Origin of the sequence: Mycobacterium deserti (genome assembly GCF_025345615.1) — a bacterium.
In the GTDB taxonomy this organism is placed as follows: Bacteria; Actinomycetota; Actinomycetes; order Mycobacteriales; family Mycobacteriaceae; genus Mycobacterium; species Mycobacterium deserti.
In genome coordinates, this window is record NZ_JAODWD010000003.1 from 530877 (window position 1) to 552339 (window position 21463).

28 protein-coding genes are annotated in these 21463 nt (G+C 67.6%); 13 read left to right on the forward strand and 15 right to left on the reverse strand.

Annotated elements, in window-relative coordinates; genetic code table 11:
* Positions 1–37: 37 nt before the first annotated feature.
* From N4S67_RS13960 to N4S67_RS13970, 3 genes are all read right to left on the reverse strand, one after another.
* Positions 38–730 (reverse strand): metal-dependent transcriptional regulator, encoded by a 693-nt coding sequence (locus N4S67_RS13960; protein WP_260993567.1) that lies wholly within the window; start codon positions 728–730, stop codon positions 38–40.
* Positions 731–865: 135 nt separating this feature from the next.
* A complete protein-coding gene (locus tag N4S67_RS13965; protein WP_260993568.1) occupies positions 866–1825 on the reverse strand; it encodes a sigma-70 family RNA polymerase sigma factor in 960 nt (319 codons plus the stop codon).
* 147 nt (positions 1826–1972) lie between these two features.
* Positions 1973–2374 carry a DUF3099 domain-containing protein gene (locus tag N4S67_RS13970; protein WP_260993569.1) on the reverse strand — a complete coding sequence of 134 codons (402 nt, stop codon included), beginning with the start codon at positions 2372–2374 and terminating at the stop codon, positions 1973–1975.
* A gap of 65 nt (positions 2375–2439) precedes the next feature.
* Here N4S67_RS13970 and N4S67_RS13975 point away from each other — a divergent pair, with 65 nt between their 5' ends.
* Positions 2440–2676 (forward strand): DUF3039 domain-containing protein, encoded by a 237-nt coding sequence (locus N4S67_RS13975; RefSeq protein ID WP_260993570.1) that lies wholly within the window; start codon positions 2440–2442, stop codon positions 2674–2676.
* On the opposite strand, the gene N4S67_RS13980 is transcribed toward N4S67_RS13975, so the two are convergent.
* Both N4S67_RS13980 and N4S67_RS13985 read right to left on the reverse strand, forming a co-directional pair.
* Positions 2666–3658 (reverse strand): YihY/virulence factor BrkB family protein, encoded by a 993-nt coding sequence (locus N4S67_RS13980; RefSeq protein ID WP_260993571.1) that lies wholly within the window; start codon positions 3656–3658, stop codon positions 2666–2668. The two genes, N4S67_RS13975 and N4S67_RS13980, sit on opposite strands and share 11 nt — an antisense overlap.
* A gap of 53 nt (positions 3659–3711) precedes the next feature.
* Entirely contained in the window at positions 3712–3903 is a 192-nt protein-coding gene (locus N4S67_RS13985) for a DUF7455 domain-containing protein (protein WP_260993572.1), read from the reverse strand.
* Positions 3904–4034: 131 nt separating this feature from the next.
* Here N4S67_RS13985 and N4S67_RS13990 point away from each other — a divergent pair, with 131 nt between their 5' ends.
* Positions 4035–4394, forward strand: coding sequence for a DUF952 domain-containing protein (locus tag N4S67_RS13990; protein WP_260993573.1), 360 nt, complete (start codon positions 4035–4037; stop codon positions 4392–4394).
* On the opposite strand, the gene N4S67_RS13995 is transcribed toward N4S67_RS13990, so the two are convergent.
* Positions 4391–4780: a RidA family protein gene (locus tag N4S67_RS13995; RefSeq protein ID WP_260993574.1), complete on the reverse strand. Its 390-nt coding sequence runs from the start codon at positions 4778–4780 to the stop codon at positions 4391–4393. The two genes, N4S67_RS13990 and N4S67_RS13995, sit on opposite strands and share 4 nt — an antisense overlap.
* A gap of 56 nt (positions 4781–4836) precedes the next feature.
* Here N4S67_RS13995 and N4S67_RS14000 point away from each other — a divergent pair, with 56 nt between their 5' ends.
* Positions 4837–5619: a hypothetical protein gene (locus tag N4S67_RS14000; protein WP_260993575.1), complete on the forward strand. Its 783-nt coding sequence runs from the start codon at positions 4837–4839 to the stop codon at positions 5617–5619.
* 120 nt (positions 5620–5739) lie between these two features.
* Here the strand turns inward: N4S67_RS14000 and N4S67_RS14005 are convergent, their stop codons facing one another.
* From N4S67_RS14005 to ppgK, 3 genes are all read right to left on the reverse strand, one after another.
* Positions 5740–6150 (reverse strand): YkvA family protein, encoded by a 411-nt coding sequence (locus tag N4S67_RS14005; RefSeq protein WP_260993576.1) that lies wholly within the window; start codon positions 6148–6150, stop codon positions 5740–5742.
* Positions 6151–6174: 24 nt separating this feature from the next.
* Complete coding sequence (locus N4S67_RS14010) at positions 6175–7698, reverse strand: RNA polymerase sigma factor (RefSeq protein WP_260993577.1); 1524 nt, start codon at positions 7696–7698, stop codon at positions 6175–6177.
* Positions 7699–7880: 182 nt separating this feature from the next.
* Positions 7881–8681 carry a polyphosphate--glucose phosphotransferase gene (gene ppgK / locus N4S67_RS14015; RefSeq protein WP_260993578.1) on the reverse strand — a complete coding sequence of 267 codons (801 nt, stop codon included), beginning with the start codon at positions 8679–8681 and terminating at the stop codon, positions 7881–7883.
* A 91-nt stretch (positions 8682–8772) separates the two neighbouring features.
* Between ppgK and N4S67_RS14020 the strand changes: the two genes are divergently transcribed.
* Positions 8773–9606: an inositol monophosphatase family protein gene (locus N4S67_RS14020; protein ID WP_313959947.1), complete on the forward strand. Its 834-nt coding sequence runs from the start codon at positions 8773–8775 to the stop codon at positions 9604–9606.
* 27 nt (positions 9607–9633) lie between these two features.
* On the opposite strand, the gene cei is transcribed toward N4S67_RS14020, so the two are convergent.
* A complete protein-coding gene (gene cei / locus N4S67_RS14025) occupies positions 9634–10290 on the reverse strand; it encodes an envelope integrity protein Cei (protein WP_260993580.1) in 657 nt (218 codons plus the stop codon).
* A gap of 165 nt (positions 10291–10455) precedes the next feature.
* Between cei and N4S67_RS14030 the strand changes: the two genes are divergently transcribed.
* A complete protein-coding gene (locus N4S67_RS14030) occupies positions 10456–10758 on the forward strand; it encodes a DUF4193 domain-containing protein (RefSeq protein WP_260993581.1) in 303 nt (100 codons plus the stop codon).
* 5 nt (positions 10759–10763) lie between these two features.
* Here the strand turns inward: N4S67_RS14030 and N4S67_RS14035 are convergent, their stop codons facing one another.
* Positions 10764–11240: a DUF3093 domain-containing protein gene (locus N4S67_RS14035; RefSeq protein WP_260993582.1), complete on the reverse strand. Its 477-nt coding sequence runs from the start codon at positions 11238–11240 to the stop codon at positions 10764–10766.
* Positions 11241–11265: 25 nt separating this feature from the next.
* On the opposite strand from N4S67_RS14035, the gene dut reads away from it, so the two are divergent.
* Both dut and N4S67_RS14045 read left to right on the forward strand, forming a co-directional pair.
* Positions 11266–11730: a dUTP diphosphatase gene (gene dut, locus N4S67_RS14040; RefSeq protein WP_260993583.1), complete on the forward strand. Its 465-nt coding sequence runs from the start codon at positions 11266–11268 to the stop codon at positions 11728–11730.
* Positions 11730–12488 carry a DUF3710 domain-containing protein gene (locus N4S67_RS14045; protein WP_260993584.1) on the forward strand — a complete coding sequence of 253 codons (759 nt, stop codon included), beginning with the start codon at positions 11730–11732 and terminating at the stop codon, positions 12486–12488. Before dut ends, N4S67_RS14045 begins: the two co-directional genes overlap by 1 nt.
* 9 nt (positions 12489–12497) lie before the next feature.
* Here the strand turns inward: N4S67_RS14045 and N4S67_RS14050 are convergent, their stop codons facing one another.
* A complete protein-coding gene (locus N4S67_RS14050; protein ID WP_260993585.1) occupies positions 12498–13214 on the reverse strand; it encodes an alpha/beta hydrolase in 717 nt (238 codons plus the stop codon).
* A gap of 134 nt (positions 13215–13348) precedes the next feature.
* Between N4S67_RS14050 and N4S67_RS14055 the strand changes: the two genes are divergently transcribed.
* The 3 genes from N4S67_RS14055 to N4S67_RS14065 are packed head-to-tail and all read left to right on the forward strand — an operon-like array spanning position 13349 to position 15862.
* Positions 13349–13720 (forward strand): OB-fold nucleic acid binding domain-containing protein, encoded by a 372-nt coding sequence (locus N4S67_RS14055; protein WP_260993586.1) that lies wholly within the window; start codon positions 13349–13351, stop codon positions 13718–13720.
* Positions 13717–14418 carry a DUF3159 domain-containing protein gene (locus N4S67_RS14060; RefSeq protein ID WP_260993587.1) on the forward strand — a complete coding sequence of 234 codons (702 nt, stop codon included), beginning with the start codon at positions 13717–13719 and terminating at the stop codon, positions 14416–14418. Before N4S67_RS14055 ends, N4S67_RS14060 begins: the two co-directional genes overlap by 4 nt.
* On the forward strand, positions 14408–15862 hold the full coding sequence (locus N4S67_RS14065) for an MFS transporter (RefSeq protein WP_260993588.1): 1455 nt from the start codon (positions 14408–14410) through the stop codon (positions 15860–15862). The genes N4S67_RS14060 and N4S67_RS14065 overlap by 11 nt, the downstream gene beginning before the upstream one ends.
* Positions 15863–15874: 12 nt before the next feature.
* Here the strand turns inward: N4S67_RS14065 and N4S67_RS14070 are convergent, their stop codons facing one another.
* Both N4S67_RS14070 and N4S67_RS14075 read right to left on the reverse strand, forming a co-directional pair.
* The gene (locus tag N4S67_RS14070; RefSeq protein WP_260993589.1) at positions 15875–16540 is read right to left on the reverse strand and encodes a potassium channel family protein; all 666 of its coding nucleotides are present in this window, start codon (positions 16538–16540) and stop codon (positions 15875–15877) included.
* Positions 16537–17211, reverse strand: coding sequence for a potassium channel family protein (locus N4S67_RS14075; RefSeq protein WP_260993590.1), 675 nt, complete (start codon positions 17209–17211; stop codon positions 16537–16539). The genes N4S67_RS14070 and N4S67_RS14075 overlap by 4 nt, the downstream gene beginning before the upstream one ends.
* Positions 17212–17306: 95 nt before the next feature.
* On the opposite strand from N4S67_RS14075, the gene N4S67_RS14080 reads away from it, so the two are divergent.
* Genes N4S67_RS14080 through N4S67_RS14090 form a run of 3 tightly spaced genes read left to right on the forward strand, consistent with a single transcriptional unit; the run spans position 17307 to position 21000 of the window.
* Positions 17307–19301, forward strand: coding sequence for an APC family permease (locus N4S67_RS14080; RefSeq protein WP_260993591.1), 1995 nt, complete (start codon positions 17307–17309; stop codon positions 19299–19301).
* A gap of 14 nt (positions 19302–19315) precedes the next feature.
* Positions 19316–20497: a class I SAM-dependent RNA methyltransferase gene (locus N4S67_RS14085; RefSeq protein WP_260993592.1), complete on the forward strand. Its 1182-nt coding sequence runs from the start codon at positions 19316–19318 to the stop codon at positions 20495–20497.
* A 20-nt stretch (positions 20498–20517) separates the two neighbouring features.
* The gene (locus N4S67_RS14090; protein WP_260993593.1) at positions 20518–21000 is read left to right on the forward strand and encodes an MSMEG_6728 family protein; all 483 of its coding nucleotides are present in this window, start codon (positions 20518–20520) and stop codon (positions 20998–21000) included.
* On the opposite strand, the gene N4S67_RS14095 is transcribed toward N4S67_RS14090, so the two are convergent.
* On the reverse strand, positions 20997–21461 hold the full coding sequence (locus tag N4S67_RS14095) for a hypothetical protein (protein WP_260993594.1): 465 nt from the start codon (positions 21459–21461) through the stop codon (positions 20997–20999). The two genes, N4S67_RS14090 and N4S67_RS14095, sit on opposite strands and share 4 nt — an antisense overlap.
* Positions 21462–21463: the final 2 nt, after the last annotated feature.

Consider the following 21463-nt stretch of genomic DNA (forward strand, 5'->3'; position numbering starts at 1 on the left):
AAAACCGTGCCGCCGCGTCCGGCGTGGGCCCTGCGGGTCAGACCTTTTCGACCTTGACGGCGTGTGCCATGTGGTGCGGCAGCTCAACCTGTTCGTGGCCGGGGATCACGATCGTCACGCCGCCGTGGTCGTTGGCTTCGACGGTCACCCGCGCGTTCGGTACGACGCCGGCTTCCTTGAGTCGGCCGATGAGGTCGGCGTCGCCCTGGACATGCTCGGTGAGCTGGCGCACGACGACGGCGACGGGCATGCCCGCGGGAAGTTCGGTGAGACGGACGAGGTTGATCTGGTCGCGCAACGGGGTGCTGATGAGGCCGAGTTCGGACAGACCGGGAATGGGGTTGCCGAACGGCGAGGTGGTGGGGTTGTCGAGAACCTGCACCAGCCGGCGCTCGACGTCCTCGCTCATCACGTGCTCCCAGCGGCACGCCTCGGCGTGTACTTCCTCCCACGGCAGCCCGATCACGTCGACCAGCAGACGTTCGGCGAGCCGGTGCTTGCGCATGACGGCCACGGCGAGCATGCGCCCCTTGTCCGTCAGCTCAAGATGGCGATCACCCGCGACGTGCAACAACCCGTCGCGTTCCATCCGCGACACGGTCTGGCTGACAGTGGGACCACTCTGGTCGAGACGTTCGGCGATGCGCGCCCGCAGTGGCACCACGCCCTCTTCTTCGAGGTCGTAGATGGTCCGCAGGTACATCTCGGTGGTATCGACAAGATCGTTCATGGGCAGCCCTCCGTCTGGGGCGAGTCTACCGGCCGGACGGCCTGAACTGCGTTGTTACGTCGCCGACACCAGTACCCGCGTGGAACATGACACGATCCCCGCCGAGGGGCCGGCGGGGATCGTGACGAATTGGGTCTAGCTGGCGTACGAGCGCAACCTGTCGGCGCGCTCACCGTTGCGGAGCTTGGCCATCACCTCGCGCTCGATCTGGCGCACACGCTCGCGAGACAGGCCGAACAGCTTGCCGATCTGGTCGAGCGTGCGCGGTTGGCCGTCGTCGAGGCCGAACCGCAGCCGGATCACCTGCTGCTCGCGCTCGTCGAGTGTGGCGAGCACGTGCCGGATGTCGGTGTGCAGCAGTTCGGAGATGACTGCGTTCTCGGCGGACATGGCGTTCTCGTCCTCGATGAAGTCGCCGAGCGGAGCCTCCTCGTCGCTGCCGACGGGCATATCGAGGCTCACCGGGTCACGGCTGTGCTCGAGCAGATCGTTGATCTTCTCCACCGGAATGCCCGACTCCTCGGCCAATTCCTCGTCGGTGGCTTCGCGGCCGAGGTTCTGGTGCATCTCGCGCTTGATCCGGGCCAACTTGTTGACCTGCTCAACCAAGTGGACGGGCAGCCGGATGGTGCGGCTCTGGTCGGCCATGCCGCGGGTGATCGCCTGGCGGATCCACCACGTGGCATAGGTCGAGAATTTGAATCCCTTGCTGTAGTCGAACTTTTCCATCGCACGGATCAGGCCGAGGTTGCCCTCCTGAATCAGGTCCAGCAGGGGCATGCCGCGCCCGGTGTAGCGCTTCGCCAGAGACACCACGAGGCGGAGGTTTGCTTCGAGCAGATGGCGCCGCGCCGCCTGGCCGTCGCGAACGACCGCAGCAAGATCACGTTTGCGGTTCTCGCCCAAGCGCTTCCGCGTATCGAGCAGATGTTGCGCATAAAGCCCTGCCTCGATGCGCTTTGCGAGCTCCACCTCGTCTGCCGCGTTCAGCAACGCCGTTTTGCCGATGCCGTTCAAATACACGCGTACGAGGTCAGCAGCCGGACTTTGGGCGTCCAGATCGCTGTCGGCGCGGCTGGTGGTGGCAGTTGCCATGACGGCCTCCTGATCGGGTCGAACTGTCACGAGCTACAACGCCCACGTGGGTCAAAGAGTTCCCACCCGCCGCCGGGTTCACACCTTCTGATCAGCGGTTTTTCGGCTCCGACCTGAGAATGTCCTTAGAAAAGAGACAGAAGCTTCTCAGCTGGGAACATCACGTTCACGGTGGTCGGCCTCGGGTTGCGGGGACACCGGAGCGCGCCGCTCGAGCGCCGGACGCTCGGCGGTGGGGAACAACGGGATTCGTCGTCGGGAGTCGTATCGCCGAGGCTCTTCGGCGGTGCGCGGCGGCCGGTCGTTGGCGATCAACACCGCCATCCACGGCAGCGGGACGGACACCAAAATGATCGCCAGGGAGACCAATCCGTTCTCCCAGATGCTGTAGGCGACCGCCGCGAGAATCAGTGCGGGAATCCGCCAGAACATCAGCTTCAAGTAGCGGCGCACGCGCTCGCGGTGCTGGTCCTCGTACGGCACCGCGGCGCGCGTGATGAGAACCGGCCGGCCATCGTCGTCGAAACTCAGCTCAGGGCTTTGTTTCATATCTCCACTGTTGCACAGAAGGCGTCTGCTGTACGTGTCGGATTTCTTACGGGCAAAATAGGTTTATGCAGACCCAGACGATCGAACGCACTGATACCGACGAACGCGTCGACGACGGGACCGACAGCGACCGCCCGAAGTTCTTCCACTACGTCAAGAAGGACAAGATCGCCGAAAGCGCTGTCATGGGTACGCACGTCGTCGCGTTGTGCGGCGAGGTGTTCCCGGTGACGAAAGCGGCCAAGCCGGGCTCGCCCGTCTGCCCGGACTGCAAGAAGATCTTCGAGCAGCTCAAGAGCTAGTCTCGTCGGCGGCCTGTGCGGCCGCGGGCGATGCGGCCTTGGCGGTGACGCCGTTGAGCGAGTCCGCGCGTTCCTCGAGCCACCAGCGCAAGCGCTTGGCGTGTGTGGCGCGTGCGGGCCACTCCTCTTGGACGGCCGCGTTGAGTTCGGCACCGATCATGATCGCGAACCCGAGGAAGAACGCGAACAACAGGAACGCGATCGGCGTTGCCAGCGCCCCGTAGGTGTAGCCAGTGGCGGTAATCGATGCCAGGTAGACCCGCAGCCCGAACGTGGTCAGCAAGAACACGAACGCCGCAAGTATCGAACCCATCAGCAGCCGGTGCGACGGCAGTGGCCGGGGCAGCGCCACCCGGTAGAGGATGTTCACCGCGGCGACGAAGCCGATGAACAGCACCGGGTAATACCCGAAGCGCAGCACGTGTTCCCAACTGTCAGGGACATACTGGGTGACCTTGCGGGGACCGAGCGCGATGAGCGGCGCCGTCGCGATCACGAAGACCAGCATCACGACGTAGAGGCCCAGCGCGAAGAACCGCTGACGCACGGGATGGCGCAGCGGGGTCTGGTCGTGCGCTTCGGTGATCGAGTCGACGAACGCCGAGATCGCCGAGGAACCGGCCCACAACGAGATCACGAAACCGACCGAAACGACTTCGCCCCGCGCGCCCTTGACGATATCGCGCACCGTCGGCTCGATGATCTCCCTGACGACGTTGGGGGAGAAGAAGCTGTTAGCCGTGTGGATGATCTGGCTCTCGATCGCGGGCAATGTGTCGGGCCCGAAAAGTGGCCCGATGTAGGCCAGGCTGCCGAGCATGCCCAGCAGCAGCGGCGGCAGCGACAGCGCGCACCAGAATGCGGCCTGCGCCGACTCCGAGAAGATCGAGTCGTCCCAGCTCTTGGACAGTGTCCGCCCGACGATGTGCCGGATGTGGTGGCGCGAGGGCTTGCGTGGCAGCGGCTGGGACTGGTCAGTCATGACCAGTCCAGCATTCCTGACGGAACGTGGTGCTGCCCAGCGAGGCCGCGCCGTCAGGCGTCGACCGGGCTCACTTCGATCACGGCAGCCAGCTCGACCAGCTTCGCCTCGTGCTCGTTGGCGTGGTGCTGGCAGAACAACAGCTCGGCGCCCGAAGGCAGCTTCGCGCGCACACGGGCCGCCGCGCCGCAACGATCGCAGCGGTCAGCCTTCGTCAATGCGGGACTGGTGAGCGTTGCGTTCATTGCGACCTCCGTTGTGCTTCGCGTGACTCCACTGTGTCAGACGTTTTGGGTTCCGGCCTTGTTCCCCAGGGGTTCACCGGTGTGTCGTGTCTCACGGATGCGTCGAGTTGCCCACCCGGCATGCTGGCGGTATGAACACTGCGCGGGCCGCGCTGGTCCACATGTGCAGCGCTGACGACTGGAAATCGGCTCTGGCCGAGGGCGAGCTGCGCCCCGCTTCGCTGCAGGAGTCCGGCTTCGTACACCTCTCGACGCCCGAGCAGGTGCACCTGCCGGCGAACCGGCTCTACGCCGGTCGCACCGATCTGGTTCTGCTCCGCATCGAACACGAACGTCTGTCCTCTCCCATTCGCTGGGAAGCCGGTATCCCGGCCGATCCCGATGGCATGGTGTTCCCACATTTGTACGGTCCGTTGCCGACAACTTCTGTGATAAGCGTCACTCCGTACCGGCCGGGCGCCGACGGCCGGTTCGCTCCGCTGGAGGACTAGTCGATCGGGTCGCCTGGGTCGTCGATGTACGCGTCGGCCTCGATCTCGACGAGCAGCTCGGGAGCGATGAGCGCGGCCACCTCGACCATGGTCGTCACCGGCTTTATCTCGCCGAAGAATTCGGCGTGCACGGCGCCGACCTCCCGCCACAGCGAGATGTCGGTGACGAACATCCGGGTTCGCACCACGTCGGACAGCGATCCACCTGCTTCGCGAAGGGCTACGTCGATGCGGTGCAACGCATCCCGCGTCTGCGCGGCGATGTCCGCGCCCGCCCCGGTGGTACCGGCCACCGCGACGAACCGACCGGTGCGCACGGCGCGCGAGTAACCGACGGACGCCTCGAAAGCCGACTCGGACGAGATGTTCATGCGGCGCTGCGGCATCGCTTCAAAGTAGTTCACGCCCGCGGTGTGGACCTGACTCCCTACACTTACACATCGTGGGCATTTTGTTAGGCCTCGCGCCTTGGATCGTCTATTGGGTTCTCGTCGGCAATGTCCCCTTCACCGTCGCGGTGTTGGTGGCACTCGCAGTCGCCGTGGGAGCGTTCACGCTCGGGCGCGTTCGCGGAGGTCCGGGCCGAACGTTGGAAACCGGTGGCCTGGCAACATTTTTGGTGCTCACGGTGCTCACGTTCGTGCTCGATCAGTCGTTCATGGAGCGATGGATGCAGCCGTTGAGCAATGCCGGCATCTTCCTCGTCGCCCTCACCGGCGCGCTGATCGGCAAGCCGTTCGTCCGTGAATTCGCCGAAGTGGGCCAGCCGGCACACATCGTCAAGAGCGACCTGTTTGCCAAGATCACCAACTTGCTGACCTGGATTTGGGTGGCAGCGTTCGGCGGCATGACGGTGTCGTCGGCCATCCCGCCCGTCGTGTACGGCGACGCGACGATCCTCGACACCAAGACGCCGCTGTCGTTCATCTGCTACTGGGTTGTCCCGTTCGCGCTGTTGGCCGGCGCCGCCTTCGCGACGCGCGTGCTGCCGGACCGAATCGCGGCGGGGGCCGACGACATCGTCCGCAAGACGTCGTTCGTCGCGTTCGCCGAGGCGGAGATCGACCAGCTGATCTATCTGGCCCGAGAGCACGCCAACCGGGAAGTGGGGCCCGGCAAGGAGGCGTACGACATCAAGATCGGCAGCAAGGGCATACCGCTGACGGGTGACGAAACCCGCGAGTCGTGGCCCTCGACGTACAAGGTGCGCGAGAAGAAGCGCTAGATCGGGGATGCCTCGACGATGGACACCGGGGTGACGGTGTCGACCACGCGGTCGAGACGGAAACCCGCTCGCTGAGCCCGGCGCGCAGCCGGTTGACCGCGCGGACCACGGGCGTCGCCTCTAGTCCGGCAACCGGCACAGTCGCCGCAGCGCCGCCAGCCCATCGGGCGTGCCGGGCCAGTGCCGAGCGAGCACGTCGGCGCCGACGGTCCGGGTGACGGAGCGCAGCACCAGCGCGACGATGATCGCGTCGTCTGCGTAGCCCAGTACCGGGATGAAGTCCGGTATCAAATCGATCGGTAATGCCAGGTAGCCGAGCAGCAACGCCAGCCAAACCCGAACGCGCCGTGGCAGATTCGGGTCGGCGGCCAATCGCTTGAGCAGGCGCAGGATGTCCGGCAGCAGCCGCAGTGCGTCGCGCAGGCCGCTGTCATCGGGCCGAGTGGTCCACAACGTGACCACCAGAACCAACCACATCACCAGCACGCCGCCGGCGATGCTCAGCGGGATTGACCACCAGTCGGACCACACGTGACTAATGTCGCGAGTGGTCGCCTAGTCCAGGTAGTCGCGCAGCACCTGAGACCGACTGGGGTGGCGCAACTTCGACATCGTCTTGCTCTCGATCTGCCGGATGCGCTCACGCGTCACGCCGTAAACCTGACCGATCTCGTCCAGGGTCCGGGGCTGACCGTCAGTGAGGCCGAATCGCAGCCGGACCACGCCGGCCTCGCGCTCGGACAACGTCTCCAGCACCGACTGCAGCTGATCCTGAAGCAGCGTGAAGCTCACCGCGTCGACGGCCACCACGGCCTCGGAATCCTCGATGAAATCGCCGAGCTGCGAGTCGCCTTCGTCGCCGATCGTCTGGTCCAGCGAGATCGGCTCACGCGCGTACTGCTGGATCTCCAGCACCTTCTCCGGCGTGATGTCCATCTCTTTGGCCAGCTCTTCTGGCGTGGGCTCGCGGCCCAGGTCCTGCAGCAGCTCACGCTGGATGCGGCCGAGCTTGTTGATGACCTCGACCATGTGCACTGGAATTCGGATGGTGCGGGCCTGGTCGGCCATCGCGCGGGTGATCGCCTGCCGGATCCACCATGTGGCGTAGGTCGAGAACTTGTAGCCCTTGGTGTAATCGAACTTCTCGACGGCACGGATCAGACCCAGGTTGCCTTCCTGGATCAGGTCGAGGAACGCCATGCCACGGCCGGTGTAGCGCTTGGCCAGTGACACCACCAGACGCAGGTTCGCTTCCAGCAGATGGTTTTTCGCGCGGTCGCCGTCACGGCAGATCCACATCATGTCGCGGCGCTGCGCGGCGGGCAGCTTCTCGCCCTTGTCCGCCAGCTCGGCCATGAGCTGGGTGGCGTACAGGCCGGCCTCGATGCGCTTGGCGAGCTCGACCTCTTCCTCGGCATTGAGCAGCGCGACCTTGCCGATCTGCTTGAGGTAAGCACGCACAGAGTCGGCCGATGCCGTGAGCTCGGCGTCCTTGCGGGCCTGGCGCAGCGCCTCGGACTCCTCCTCGTCCCAGACGAAGTCACCGGAGGCCTTGTCCTTGTCGCTGGGCTCGGGGATGTCGTCGTCCTCGACGACGGCGGGCTTCGCCTTCGTCACCTTGGCGGCCGGCTCGGCTTCGGCGGTGTCCCCGGCGCTGCCGTCCACGGCCGCGTCGTCGTCGACTTCGAGATCTTCCAGATCGATGTCGGCCTCTTCGACCTCGATGACATCGCCGGGCTCGGCTTCGAGGTCTTCGGTTGCCAGCTCGTCGGTCTCGAGATCGGCCGCGGTGGTGTCCGGCTCGCCCGACGTGGCCTTCTTCGCCCGGCCCTTGGGAGCGGCGGCGGCCTTGGTCTTCGGTGCGCGCTTGGCGGGAGCGGCCTTGGTCGCGGCCGTCTTGGCGGGCTTAGCCGCCGAACGGCTCTTCGCCGCGGTACCTGACGCGGGAGTCTTGGCGGCCTTCTTGGCTGGTGCCGCTCCGTTAGCGGCCTTGGCCGCCGAGGCCTTCTTCGCGGGGGTCTTGGTAGCGGTGCGCTTCACCGGCTCGTCGGTTGCCGGGCTTGCCTTTGTCGCTGCCACGTACACCCTTTCGTCTTGCTGGAATCCGGTGGGCATGGTCGTGCGCCATCAGAAAATGTCGGCTGTCGGATATCGGCGGTTTTGATGTCGCCGCTATCCGGGCTGCGGCCGCCGTTGACCATTGTAACGACAGTGTGTGCTGTTGCCGCCCTGAGCGGCAAATCCATGGGTTCCGCGCGTGGCTACTTGGCAGTAGCTGTGACGTCGACGTCGGCGGCCATCGCCGCACCGACGATGCCTGCGGTGTTCTGGAGGGCCGCCGCCACCACCGGTACACGGTTCTTCAACAGCGGAACCCACTTGTCGGCCTTGCGGCTGATTCCGCCGCCGGCGATGAACAGGTCGGGCCAGATCGCGTTCTCGATCGCCACCAGCACCTTGGTGACCTCCTGGGTCCAGCGCTCGTAGCTCCAGTCCTTGCGTTCCTTGACCGACGACGCCGCGCGATGCTCGGCCTCCTTGCCGCCGACCTCGATGTGGCCGAACTCCGTGTTGGGCAGCAGCACGCCGTTGTGGATCACCGCCGAACCGATGCCGGTGCCGAAGGTCAGCAGCACGATGACCCCGGTGTTGTCCCTGCCTGCGCCGAACTTCTCCTCGGCCAGTCCGGCGGCGTCGGCGTCGTTGAGGACGGTGACCGGCTGGCCGTCCAGCGCCGCGGCGAACGCGTCGCGCACGTTCACCCCGAGCCAGCGCTTGTCGACGTTGGCGGCGGTGCGCACGATCCCGTTGTCAACCACTCCGGGATAGGTGACGCCGAGTTTCTCGGTCCACCCGAACTCCTTGACCACCGCGGCGACGGTCTGGGCGACGGCGTCGGGGGTGGCCGGTTGGGGGGTCTCGAGCTTGAAGCGCTCGCCGATCAGTTGCCCGGTGTCCAGGTCGACGATGCCGCCTTTGACACCGCTGCCGCCCACGTCGATGCCGAATCCGCGGCGCTGACCCCCTCCGGTCGTGGCAGCGGGGGACTCGGTGGCGGACATCGGCGCTCCTTCAGTTCAGCCCGGCAGTGCGACGCGCAGCACAACCTTAGTGGCTCGATACCTCGTGTGCTGCGATAGAGCAGTGGTCGACATGGACACCGATCCCGTCTTGCTGCGCTCGCTTGCCGAGCGACTCGCCGCCGAGGCCGCGGACTTCGTGCGGCGCCGCCGTGCCGAGGTCTTCGGCGACGGGCACCGCGACAACCCCGCGTCGGCGGTGCGCGCCAAGAGCACACCGACCGACCCCGTCACGGTCGTCGACACCGAAACCGAACGGTTGCTGCGCGAGCGCCTGGCCGAACTGCGCCCGGGCGAGCACGTCTTCGGCGAGGAGGAGGGCGGCACCCCCGCCAGCGCCGACGGTCGGCTGACGTGGGTACTGGACCCCATCGACGGCACGGTCAACTTCGTCTACGGCCTCGAGATGTACGCGGTGTCGGTGGGTGTGCAACGCGAGGGCGTGTCGGTGGCCGGCGCGGTCGCCAACGTGGCGGCCGGCGCGGTGTACTCGGCCGCGGTGGGCCACGGTGCGCATCTGCTGCGGGCGGGTGTGACGACGCCACTGCGGACCACCGGCGCCACCGAGCTGTCGATGTCGTTGGTGGGCACCGGCTTTTCGTACGATCCCGCGCAGCGGGTCCGGCAGGCCGGGATCCTCGCCACGCTGCTGCCGGAGGTGCGCGACGTGCGGCGCATGGGGTCGTGCGCGCTCGATCTGTGCATGGTGGCCGCGGGCCAGATCGACGGGTATTACGAAGACGGCGTCCACGTCTGGGACTGGGCCGCAGGCGCATTGATCGCCGCCGAGGCCGGAGCGGCGGTGCGGCTGCCGCCCGCCGAGGGAGATGCCGGCTTCGTGGTCGCGGCCGCGCCGGGCATCGCCGACGCCCTCAACGAGGCATTGCTGCGCGCCGGCGCGCCCTAGGTCGATTCATCGGCGCTGCAACGACAGTCAGCATGCCGCGGTGTGAATCTCCGACAACAGCGCCCCGTCGGCGGCTTGCGTCGCATCCGGGCGGAGGCTGGCCAGCACCGCGTCGATGTCGTCGCCGCGACTGAGTTCGCTGAACCCCGTGCCGATCGCGAAGTCGACCGTGTCGTCGCTGCGTTGGTCCTGGTAGAGCTCGGTGCACGGGGCGACGAGCCAGACCGCCGCGGCGGCGGCGCGGCCCGACGGACCGAACCGGATCTGGCCCTGGCACTCGAGTCGGGCGTTGACATAGATGGGGTCGTTGGCCGCCGTCGGCTCGGCGAACCCGAGGTCGCGCAGCGCGCCGGCCACTTCGGCGGCCTGCCCACCCTGCCCGCTGGCGTTGAAGACCCGGATCCTCGTGTCGGCGAGCTTGGCCGGCATGACCTCGGTCATGTCGGCGCGGGACACCTGCTCGCCCAGTGCCGGGGGCGGCGCATTCGGATCGGTCGCCGCCGGCGGCGGGTTGCACACTGCGGCTTCCTGGACCTCGGCGGTTTGGTTCAGCGCGACGGTCCACACCAGGAGCGTGACGACGGCTAGGGCGACGAACATCAGGATGCCCGGCAGGAAATTGCGCCGGCGGAACGGTCGACCGTGCCTGTCGAAGGCGGTGCCGTCAGTGATTTGCGCGACCACGTGAGCACTCTACGGCGCTCGTAGCTGCACGCTTCCAGCGGCACCATCAGTGTTGTGACATAAATCACAGAAGAACGGGTACCAATACGGGCACGAATCATTTGGCGCATGCGTTCGACGCTGGTACAAAGCTCTGCTGCAAGGCTTCACGGAGGGGACGAGACGATGGCTACCGATTACGACGCCCCGCGGCGCACCGAGAGCGACGAGGTTTCCGAGGATTCGCTCGAGGAACTGAAGGCGCGCCGCAACGAGGCGCAGTCGGCGGTGGTGGACGTCGACGAGTCCGAATCCGCGGAGAATTTCGAACTTCCCGGCGCCGACCTGTCCGGCGAGGAGTTGTCGGTACGGGTCGTCCCGAAGCAGGCCGACGAGTTCACCTGCTCGAGTTGCTTCCTGGTGCATCACCGCAGCCGTCTGGCCAGCGAGAAGAACGGCATGATGATCTGCTCGGACTGCGCCGCCTGAGACTGCTAGTCCTTCAGGGCTGCCAGCACCCGGTCCGGGCGGCGGCAGCTCACCAGCCAGTACGGAGTCGGATCGTCGGGATCGTCGAGCACAAGCAGAACCATCGGGCCGACCCATGCCCGGTGCACGACGAACGCGGCCGGGTCGAGCTGGCGGCCCAGCGCGGCGGATTTCGCGCTCCGCGGCACCTCGGCCGAGCGCGACACGACACTGACCGGAAGATGCGCCGCGCCTACCCAGAGTTCGACGGCGTCGGTTGTGCCCATCACCCGCACCTCGGTCTTGCCCATCCACAGCAGTGCGACAGCCGCGACCGGCAGCAACACCGCATACGGCAGCCAGATCGGCAACGCCGGCACGCCCTGATTGACCTCGAGTGCGATGAGTGCGGCCAAGCCGAAGCCCGGCAGCCACCACCACCACGGCACCCACAACCGTTCGCGGTAACGCACGGTTTGCGACGTGGCGCGCGTGTCGGACACGCGGCCAAGAGTAATCTCTGACGTCGTGTCCACCACTCTGGCCGTCGTGCGCCTGGACCGAGAACTGCCGATGCCCAGCCGCGCCCATGATGGCGACGCAGGCGTCGACCTCTTCAGCGCGCTCGACATCGAACTCGCGCCCGGCGAGCGCGCGCTCGTGCCGACCGGGATTGCGGTCGCGGTCCCGCACGGGATGGTCGGATTGGTGCACCCGCGTTCGGGTTTGGCTGCGCGCGTGGGCCTTTCGATCGTCAACAGTCCGGGCACCATCGACGCCGGCTATCGGGGCGAGGTCAAGGTCTCGCTGATCAACCTCGATCCTCGTGAGCCCATCGTCGTGAGCCGCGGCGACCGGATCGCGCAGCTGTTGATCCAGCGGGTGGAGCTGCCCGAGCTGGTCGAGGTGACGTCATTTGACGAAGCGGGCCTTTCTGACACTTCCCGTGGCGATGGCGGCCACGGTTCCTCCGGCGGACATGCGAGTTTGTGATGGCATTCGGTAAGCGGCGCAACGACGACAAGGGCGACATCGGCGACGAGGTCACGACGACGCCCGACCCGGACGACGGCGACCTCGACGGTCCGTTCGACGAAGACGACTTCGACGATCCGGCGGCCGCGGCGGTCGGGCGCCTCGATCTGGGGTCGGTGTTGATCCCGATGCCCGAGGCCGGCCAAGTCCAGGTCGAGCTCTCGCAGCAGGGGGTGCCCAGCGCGGTCTGGGTCGTCACGCCCAACGGCCGGTTCACCATCGCCGCCTACGCCGCGCCCAAGACCGCCGGCCTGTGGCGCGACGTCGCTACCGAACTCGCCGACTCACTGCGCAAGGACGTCGGGAAGGTCAGCATCGAGGACGGTCCGTGGGGCCGCGAGGTCGTCGGCATCGCCGCGCCTGACCAGGGTGGCCAGACCGGCGTGGTGCGCTTCATCGGCGTCGACGGCTACCGGTGGATGATCCGCTGCGTCGTCAACGGCGCGCAGGACAAGATCGACGCGTTGGCCCAGGAAGCGCGAGATGCGTTGACCGACACCGTTGTTCGTCGCGGCGACACCCCCTTGCCGGTCCGCACGCCGCTGCCCGTGCAGCTGCCCGAGCCGATGGCGAATCAACTGCGGGCCGCGGCCGAGCAGGCCGCGGCCCAGCAAGCGCAGCAGGGCGACGCAGCGCCGGCGCCTCCCGAGCCGGCCGCGCGGCGAAGTGCCCAGGGCTCGGCCATGCAGCAATTGCGCACCATCACGGGCGGGTAGATCTCGGCGTCAAGGGCCCTGATGGGTAGCCGCCGCCTGTAAGGCCGCCACGCATGCTGCGCCGAGCACAGCCGGGTCGGCACCCATGTCGTCGAGTGTGACGGTGCGCAACGCGGCCAGGGGCGCGGCCGACACCCACTCCAACGCCACCTCGAGCGGGTGCACCGGATCGTCGGTGGCGGCCGCGACGCCCATCGGCACCGCGAGCCGCTCCAACGCGGCGCGGCTCGGCGCGACGTAAGCGGCGGCCTGCTCCATGGCCTCCGGCAGCGACGGCCACTGCCCGGCCCACGACCGGGTCAACTCGTCGGCGAGCCACTGCGGGCTCGACGCCCGCATCGCCGCGGTGGTCGCGCCCAATCCGTCGCGGCGCAGCGCCTCGGCGGAGTGGCGCGCCGTCAGCGCCGCCGGAGCGGACTGCGGCGCACCGGTCCACGCCGGCAACGCGGCCATCACGGCCACCGCGCGGCTCGGACGGGCCAGCGCCCATTCCACGGCCACCGCGGCGCCGATCGACACGCCACCGACAGCGATCGGCGCGGATCGTGCGGCTTGGTCGAGTGCCGCGCGGTAGCCGTCGACAAGGCGGTGCGGCTGCGGCGGCGGGGTCACAAGCGACGCGCCCAGTTCGTGCAGCGCGCCGGAAAAAGCGCGGAAGACGTAGTCGTCGTCGGAGCCGGTGCCGGGCAGCAGAACCGCCGTGACACCTCGGAGATTGACCGGCATCAGACGATCGTGCCCTGCCCGCGATTCGGTCGGCGTGGCGAGTCGCACCCCGCGTGGCAAATCGGAACCAACAGGTCTACCGTGGCGTTGGATTGGGTAGATCCATGGTGGATCTGCGGAAGTCAGGAGAGGCCATGGCCACGGCCGAAGGGTATCTGCGCCGGCTCACCCGCCGGCTGACGGAAGACCCGGAGCAGCTCGACGTCGAGGAGCTCAGTGACGAGGCGGCTTCCACCGGCGCCTCGAAGGCGATCGATTGCCGTCGCGGTCAGGAAGTGACCATGGTCGGCACCCTGCGCAGTGTGGAATGTAACGGCAAGGGCTGCGCGGGTGGTGTGAAGGCCGAACTGTTCGACGGCACCGACTCCGTGATGCTCGTCTGGCTCGGCCAACGCCGCATCCCCGGCATCGAATCGGGCCGCACCCTGAAGGTGCACGGCCGCGTCGGCAAGCTCGAGAATGGGACCAAAGCCATCTACAACCCCCACTACGAGATCCAAAAGTGAGCGACCCCGGAACCGAACCGGGGAAGCAGACTTCGAAAGCCCACGCCGTCCTCGAGCAGGCGGGCGGCGTCAGCGGGCTCATCTATTCGTCACTTCCCGTCGCGGCCTTCGTGCCGGTGTCGTCGATGTTCGGGCTCACGGCGGCTATCTACGCGGCGCTCGGTGTGGCCGCGGCCATCCTGGTGTGGCGCCTGGTCCGCCGCGAGACCATGCAACCGGCGATCTCCGGCTTCATCGGCGTCGGAATATGCGCGTTGATCGCCTATGCGACGGGGGAGTCGAAGGGTTACTTCCTCTGGGGCATCTGGATGTCGCTGCTGTGGGCCTCGGTGTTCGCGCTGTCGGTGCTGATCCGCCGTCCGTTGGTCGGCTACGCGTGGGCCTGGGTCAACGGTTCGGACCGCGACTGGCGTGATGTGCGCCGCGCGGTGCGCGCATTCGACATCGCGACGCTGTTCTGGGTGCTCGTTTTCGCATCGCGCTTCGTCGTCCAACAGCACCTGTACGACGCAGACCAGACGGGCTGGCTGGGGGTCGCGCGCATTGCCATGGGCTGGCCCCTCACCGCGGTGGCCGCGCTCGTGACGTATCTGGCGATCCGCGTCGCGCAACGCGCCATTCGTGCCCGAGCGCAGGGCGACGAAACCCCCAGTACCACAACCGAACACGGAGACATGGCCCAACCGGATGCCCACTGAGACCGGTGCCGACCGGCCGCTGATCGCGGTCGCCGTGCTGGCCTCGTTTGTGGCGTTCCTCGACGGGTCGGTGGTCAACCTCGCGCTGCCCGCGATCAACGACGAATTCGCGCGCCCCGGACTGGCTGGCCTCGCGCTGCAGCAGTGGGTGGTCGACGGCTACCTGCTGACTCTCGGCGCGCTGATCCTGGTCGCTGGGGCGATCTCGGATCAATTCGGCCGGCTCTCCGTGCTGCGGGTCGGGCTATGGGTTTTCGCGGTCGCCTCGGTTCTGTGCGCGGTCGCGACCGAAGGCTGGATGCTGGTCGCTGCACGCTGCCTGCAGGGCGTCGGCGCGGCCTTCCTCGTGCCCAGCTCGCTGGCGATGCTCAACGCCCGCTTCTCCGGCGCCGCGCAGGCCCGCGCGATCGGTACGTGGACCGCGTGGACCGGGACGGCCTTCGTGGTTGGCCCGCCGCTCGGTGGCCTGTTGGTCGACGCGCTCAATTGGCGGTGGGTCTTCGGCGTCAACATCGTGCCGTTGGTCGTGACGCTGTACCTGACGACCAGGCTGCCGGCCGACGAATTCGCTGCCGCGCCGGGCGGTTCGGGACGTATCGACGTGGTCGGGGCGGTGTTCAACGCGGCCGGGCTCACCGCACTGGTGTACGGACTGATCGAAGGCCAACGGCTCGGCTTCTCGCATCCGGCGGTGGCGGCAACCCTTGTCGCCGGGGCCGCGTGCCTGCTGGCATTCCCGTGGTGGGAGCGCCGCACCCCGCATCCGATGATGCCGCTGCACATCTTCGCCGCCCGCAATTTCGCCGTCGGCAACCTGGCCACCGTGTTCTTCTACGCGGCGGTGTCGCTGGGGATGCTGATCGTCGCGCTGTTCCTGCAGGAGACGGCGGGCCTGTCGGCCACCGAGGCGGGTCTGGCGACACTGCCGATTCCCGTGCTGTCGTTCCTTCTGTCGCGGCATTTCGGCATGCTGGCGGGCAAGCACGGCCCCCGCTTGTTCATGACGGTCGGCCCGCTGGTGGCGGCGGTCGGTTACGCGCTGATGGCCACCGTGCGCGAGCCGTTCGACTTCGCCACCCAGATGCTGCCGGGGCTGGTGGTGTTCGGCCTCGGCCTGACCATCACCGTCTCGCCACTGACCGCCGCGATCCTGGCCGCCGTCGATCCCGCGCAGAGCGGCGTCGGGTCGGCGATCAACAACGCCGTGTCCCGCATCTCGGGTCTTATCGCGATCGCCTTCGCGGGTGTGATCCTCGGCGGCGTAGCAGATTTCGAGGGCTTCCGGCAGGGCGTCCTTGTGACGGCCGGATTGTTCGCGGTGGCCGGACTCATCAGCGCGGTGGGCATCCGTAACGAGCAGTGCGACTTCACCCGTGTCTCGCCGCAATCGGCCGCCAACTGCCATGACCGGGCCACCCCTCCGCCGTCGTACGCGACGGGCTGACGCCCGCACGCCTCAACGGGTGTTGGCGTTGAGCAACAGGTCGCGCAGGTCGTCCTCGGCGTCGGCGATGACCACGAACAGCAGTTCGTCGCCGCCCTCGAGAGGTTCGTCGGACTCGGGCACGATCACGCGGGGCCCGCGCAGGATCGTCACGAGCGTGCAGTCGCGAGGCAGTTCGAGTCGCTTGACCGGCTTGCCGCCCCACGGCGTGTCGTCGGGCAGGGTGATCTCGACGAGGTTGGCCTGCCCCTTGCGGAACTCCATCAGCCGCACCAGGTCACCCACGGCGACGGCTTCCTCGACGAGGGAGGCGAGCATGCGCGGAGTGGACACCGCGACGTCGACGCCCCAGTTCTCGTCGAAGAGCCATTCGTTGCGCGGATCGTTGACGCGGGCCACCACCCGCGGCACGGCGAATTCGGTCTTGGCGAGCAGGCTGACGACCACGTTGGCCTTGTCGTCGCCTGTGGCCGCGATCACGACGTCGAACTCCTCGAGCCCCACCGACTCGAGCAGGCTGAGCTCGCACGCGTCGCCGAGGCGCCACCGTGCCGCCGGGATTGCGTCGACATCGATGTGGTCGGGGTTGCGCTCGAGGAGCGTGACGTCGTGGTTGTCGACCAGTTCGCGGGCGATGGACCGGCCGACCGCACCGGCTCCTGCGATGGCGACCTTCATTTCGCCTCGCTGTCCTCGCTCGGGGGCAGCGCGGCGATGGCCAGCGCCTCGGCGATGTGACCCGCGATTGCGGCCATGAAGACCTGATCTCCGGCCTGCACGACGGTCCTGGGGTCGGGGAGATGCCCGGCGCCGAAACGGATCACGAAGGCGACCCGGCCGCCGGTGGCGGATTCGAGATCGGTGATCCGGTGGCCCGCCCAGTCCTCGTGCAACGCCAGTTCGGTCAGGCCGACGTTGCCCGACGGGTCGCGCCATTTGGTGGTCTCGGTCTCGCGCGTCAGCACGTTGAGCAGACGGTCGGTGGTCCACGGCACGGTCGCGACGGTCGGGATTCCGAGCCGCTCGTAGACCGCGGCGCGCTTGGCGTCGTAGATGCGCGCCACCACGCGCTCCACCGCGAAGGTCTCGCGGGCCACCCGCGCGGAGATGATGTTGGAGTTGTCGCCGGAGGAGACTGCCGCAAATGCGCCTGCCTCCTCGATGCCCGCGCGCAGCAACACGTCGCGGTCGAAGCCCATGCCGAGGACGCGTTCGCCGGGGAATTCGGGGGACAGGCGGTGGAACGCCGTGCTGTCGCGGTCGATGACGGCGACATCGTGACCGATGCGCGCCAGACTGTCCGACAGCGAAGCACCCACCCGACCGCAACCCATCACCACTACACGCAACTGACGGTCCTTTCCGGCTTGAGCTTGAACTGTCGGTCCAACCCGGGCACTCGGAACGCTACAGCCAATCGCTCCTGCGCTTACCCTTGGCTCTCGTGTCCAAGCTTTCCACCGTCGCGCGCCGCCTTCTTCTCGGGAGGCCGTTTCGAAGCGACAGGCTGTCGCACACCCTCCTGCCCAAGCGGATCGCGCTGCCGGTGTTCGCATCCGACGCGCTGTCGTCGACGGCCTATGCACCCGAGGAGATCTTCCTGGTGCTCTCGGTCGCCGGGCTGACCGCCTACTCGATGGCGCCGTGGATCGGGCTGGCCGTTGCGGTCGTGATGCTCATCGTGATCGCCAGCTATCGGCAGAACGTGCATGCCTATCCGTCGGGCGGCGGCGACTACGAAGTGGTGACCACCAACCTGGGTGGCACCGCGGGGCTGACGGTGGCCAGCGCGCTGCTGGTCGACTACGTGCTGACGGTCGCGGTGTCGATGTCGTCGGCCATGGCCAACATCGGCTCGGCGGTCCCGTTCATCAACCAGCACAAGGTGCTCTTCGCCGTCATCGCGATCCTGTTGCTCGCATCGATCAACCTGCGCGGCATCCGTGAGTCGGGGACTGCCTTCGCCGTTCCCACGTACGCGTTCATGGTCGGCATGTTCATCATGCTGGGCTGGGGCCTGTTTCAGATCTTCGTGCTCGACACACCGCTGCGGGCGGAGTCGGCCGATTTCGAAATGCACTCCGAACACGGCGAGATCCTCGGCTTCGCGCTGGTGTTCCTCGTCGCGCGGGCGTTCTCGTCGGGCAGCGCAGCGCTGACCGGTGTGGAGGCGATCAGCAACGGGGTGCCTGCGTTCCAGAAACCCAAGTCGCGCAACGCCGCAACCACGCTGGCGCTTCTCGGCGCGATAGCGATCACGCTGTTCATGGGGATCATCCTGCTGGCCAAGGAGACCGGTGTGCAGATCGCCGAGCGGCCGCATGAGCAACTGGTCGGCGCGCCGCCGGACTACCACCAGAAGACGCTGATCGCGCAGCTGGCCGACGCGGTGTTCCACGACTTCCCGGTGGCGCTGTACCTCATTGCAGGCGTCACGGCGTTGATCCTGATCCTGGCCGCCAATACCGCGTTCAACGGGTTCCCTGTCCTCGGATCGATTCTCGCTCAAGACCGTTACCTTCCGCGCCAGCTGCACACCCGCGGCGACAGGTTGGCCTTCTCCAACGGCATCCTGTTTCTGGCGTTCGCGGCCGTCGCGTTCGTCGTCGCGTTCCGCGCCGAGGTCACCGCGCTGATCCAGTTGTACATCGTCGGAGTGTTCGTGTCGTTCACCCTCAGTCAGATCGGCATGGTCCGGCACTGGACGCGACTGCTGCGCACCGAGACCGACGCCGACGCGCGGCGAAAGATGATGCGGTCGCGGATCATCAACGGGATCGGGCTCACGTGCACGGGCACCGTGCTCGTCATCGTCGTGGTGACCAAATTCGTGTCCGGCGCGTGGATCGCCATACTGGCGATGGCCGCTCTGTTCGCTTTGATGAAAGCCATCCACCGGCACTACGAGACCGTCGCACGCGAACTCGAGAAGCAGGCGGCCGAAGCCGACGACATCGTGCTGCCCAGCCGCAACTTCGCGGTGGTTCTGGTGTCCAAGTTGCACCTGCCGACCCTGCGGGCGCTGGCGTACGCGCGCGCCACCCGGCCCGACACACTCGAAGCGATCACCGTCAGTGTCGACGACGCGGAAACGCGTGAGCTGGTGCACAAGTGGGAGGACAGCGACATCAGCGTGCCGCTGAAGGTGATCGCCTCGCCCTATCGGGAGATCACCCGTCCCGTGCTCGACTACGTCAAGCGCGTCACCAAGGAGTCGCCGCGCACCGTCGTGACGGTGTTCATCCCGGAGTACGTCGTCGGGCATTGGTGGGAGCAGGTCCTGCACAACCAGAGTGCGTTGCGACTCAAGGGCCGACTGCTGTTCGAACCCAACGTGATGGTGACGTCGGTGCCCTGGCAGTTGAGCTCGTCTGAGCGGCTCAAGACACTCCAGCCGCAGTCCGCTCCCGGCGACGCGCGCAGGGGCTTCCTGGAGTGAGCGATGCGTCTGCTGTGTCCGAGCTCGTCCTGACTACGGGCCCCGCCGCCAACGGCGGCAGCTGCGTCGCGCGCCACGAAGGGCGAGTCGTGTTCGTGCGCTACGCGCTGCCCGGTGAAACGGTGCGGGTCCGCGTCGTCAGCGATCGCGGATCCTATTGGCACGCAGATGTTGTCGAGGTGATCGATCCGTCGGTCGACCGTGTCGAGTCGATCTGCCCGATCGCGGGGGTCCACGGCGCCGGCTGCTGCGACATGGCCTTCGTCGAGCCGTCGGCCACCCGGCGGCTGAAGGGCGCCGTCGTCGCCAACCAGTTGGCGCGGCTCGGCGGCTACCCGTGGCGCGACGAGAGTGACGCGCAGGCTGAGCCGGTGGGCGACGTCGGCGCCACCGGCTGGCGGACCCGGGTGCGGCTGGACACCACCGACGACGGCCGGCCGGGCTTTCATCGCTATCACAGTGCGGAATTGGTCACCGACCTGAACTGCGCGCAGCTGCCGGCCGGCCTGCTCGACGGTCTGCCCGATGTGTCCTGGCCCGCCGGTGCGCACGTGCACGTGGTGGTCGACGACCACGGCAGCAGGCACGTCGTGCAGGCCGGCCGCGGGATGGCGACCCAGGTGGTCGAAGGCGAGTACGAGGCTGTGCAGCGGGTCGGGTCGCGAGAATGGCGGGTGCCGGTGACCGCGTTCTGGCAGTCCCACCGGGACGCCGCGAGGACCTACAGCGAGCTGATTGCCGAGTGGGCGCAGCTGCGTGCCGGTATGACGGCGTGGGACCTCTACGGCGGTGCCGGGGTGTTCGCGGCGACGCTTGCGGCGGCAGTCGGCGAAACCGGGGAGGTGATCACCGTCGACACGTCGCGCGGCGCGTCACGCTCGGCGAGGGCGGCGCTGGCCGACCTCCCGTGGGTGACGGTGGTGACCGACTCGGTGCGTCGCGCGCTGGCCGGGCTGCGTCAGCGCGCGGACGTCGCGGTGCTCGATCCGCCGAGAACCGGGGCAGGCCGCGACGTGATCGACCTTCTTGCCGCGGCCGACGTACCGCGAGTCATCCACATCGGTTGCGAGGCAGCCTCTTTCGCGCGCGATGTCGGCTTGTACCGTGGTCACGGTTACGTCGTCGAGGAGCTGCGGGTCTTCGACTCGTTCCCGTTGACGCACCACGTGGAGTGCGTCGCGGTGCTCACCCGCTGAAATCGGGGTACCCCACCGGGATGCAGACGTTTCTGCCGTACACCGGGTTCGTCGAGTCGGCCCGGGTCCTCGACACGAAACGACTGGGAAAGCAGCGGGTGGAGACCATCCAGGTACTCCGCGGCCTCACAGTCGCCGACTACGGCTGGCGCCACCACCCCGCGGTCGCCATGTGGGCGGGGTACGAGGAAGCGCTCGTGCGCTACGGCCTGGACATCTGCGCGGTGTGGTGCGAGGTCGGCAACGCCGACACGTGCGCGACCACGCTGGTGGCCGACCTCCTGGCGGCGACCGGATGCGAGGCGCCGCGGGACCAGAGCGACCTCGCGGCCGCAGGGGAGCTGCCACCGTGGCTGGGGCAGCAAGCCTTCCACCTCAGCCACCAGTCGGCGCTGGTGCGCAAGGATCCGGCGCACTATCGGCCGCTTTTCGGCGACGTGCCGGACGATCTGCCGTACGTCTGGCCCACCTCGGACCGGGAGCGACGCGTACCCGTGCGCTAGTGCTCAGCGAAGTGCCGCTGAAGGCGGCGGTGCCGGTGCCCGAACAGTGCGCGGACCCCGACGGCGATGACCGGCGTCAAGACCCGCAGCGGTGCACGGAGTTCGAACGTGATGCGATCGCGCACAACGGTTCTGCCGTCACCATCCGGTTCGAGAGTGCGCTCGTGGCGCCACAGCCGCATGGACAGCATCGTCGACTCCTCGTGAAAACCGCGGCCGGGCCACAGCTCGGCGATGGTGAGGTGGTCGTAGTCGAACGGCAGCACACCGAACAGGCGCATCCAGCAGCGCCCGACCGGCGTGCCCACCGGCACGGTGTCGACCGTCAAGTCCTCGGCGCCGCGCGGCATCGACATCGTCATCCACGGCCGCAGTTCGTCGTTGATGCCCTCCGGCGTTACCACCCGCGCCCATACCTGCTCGACGCGTGCGTCGACGGTGCTCAGCTGTTCGACGATCACGT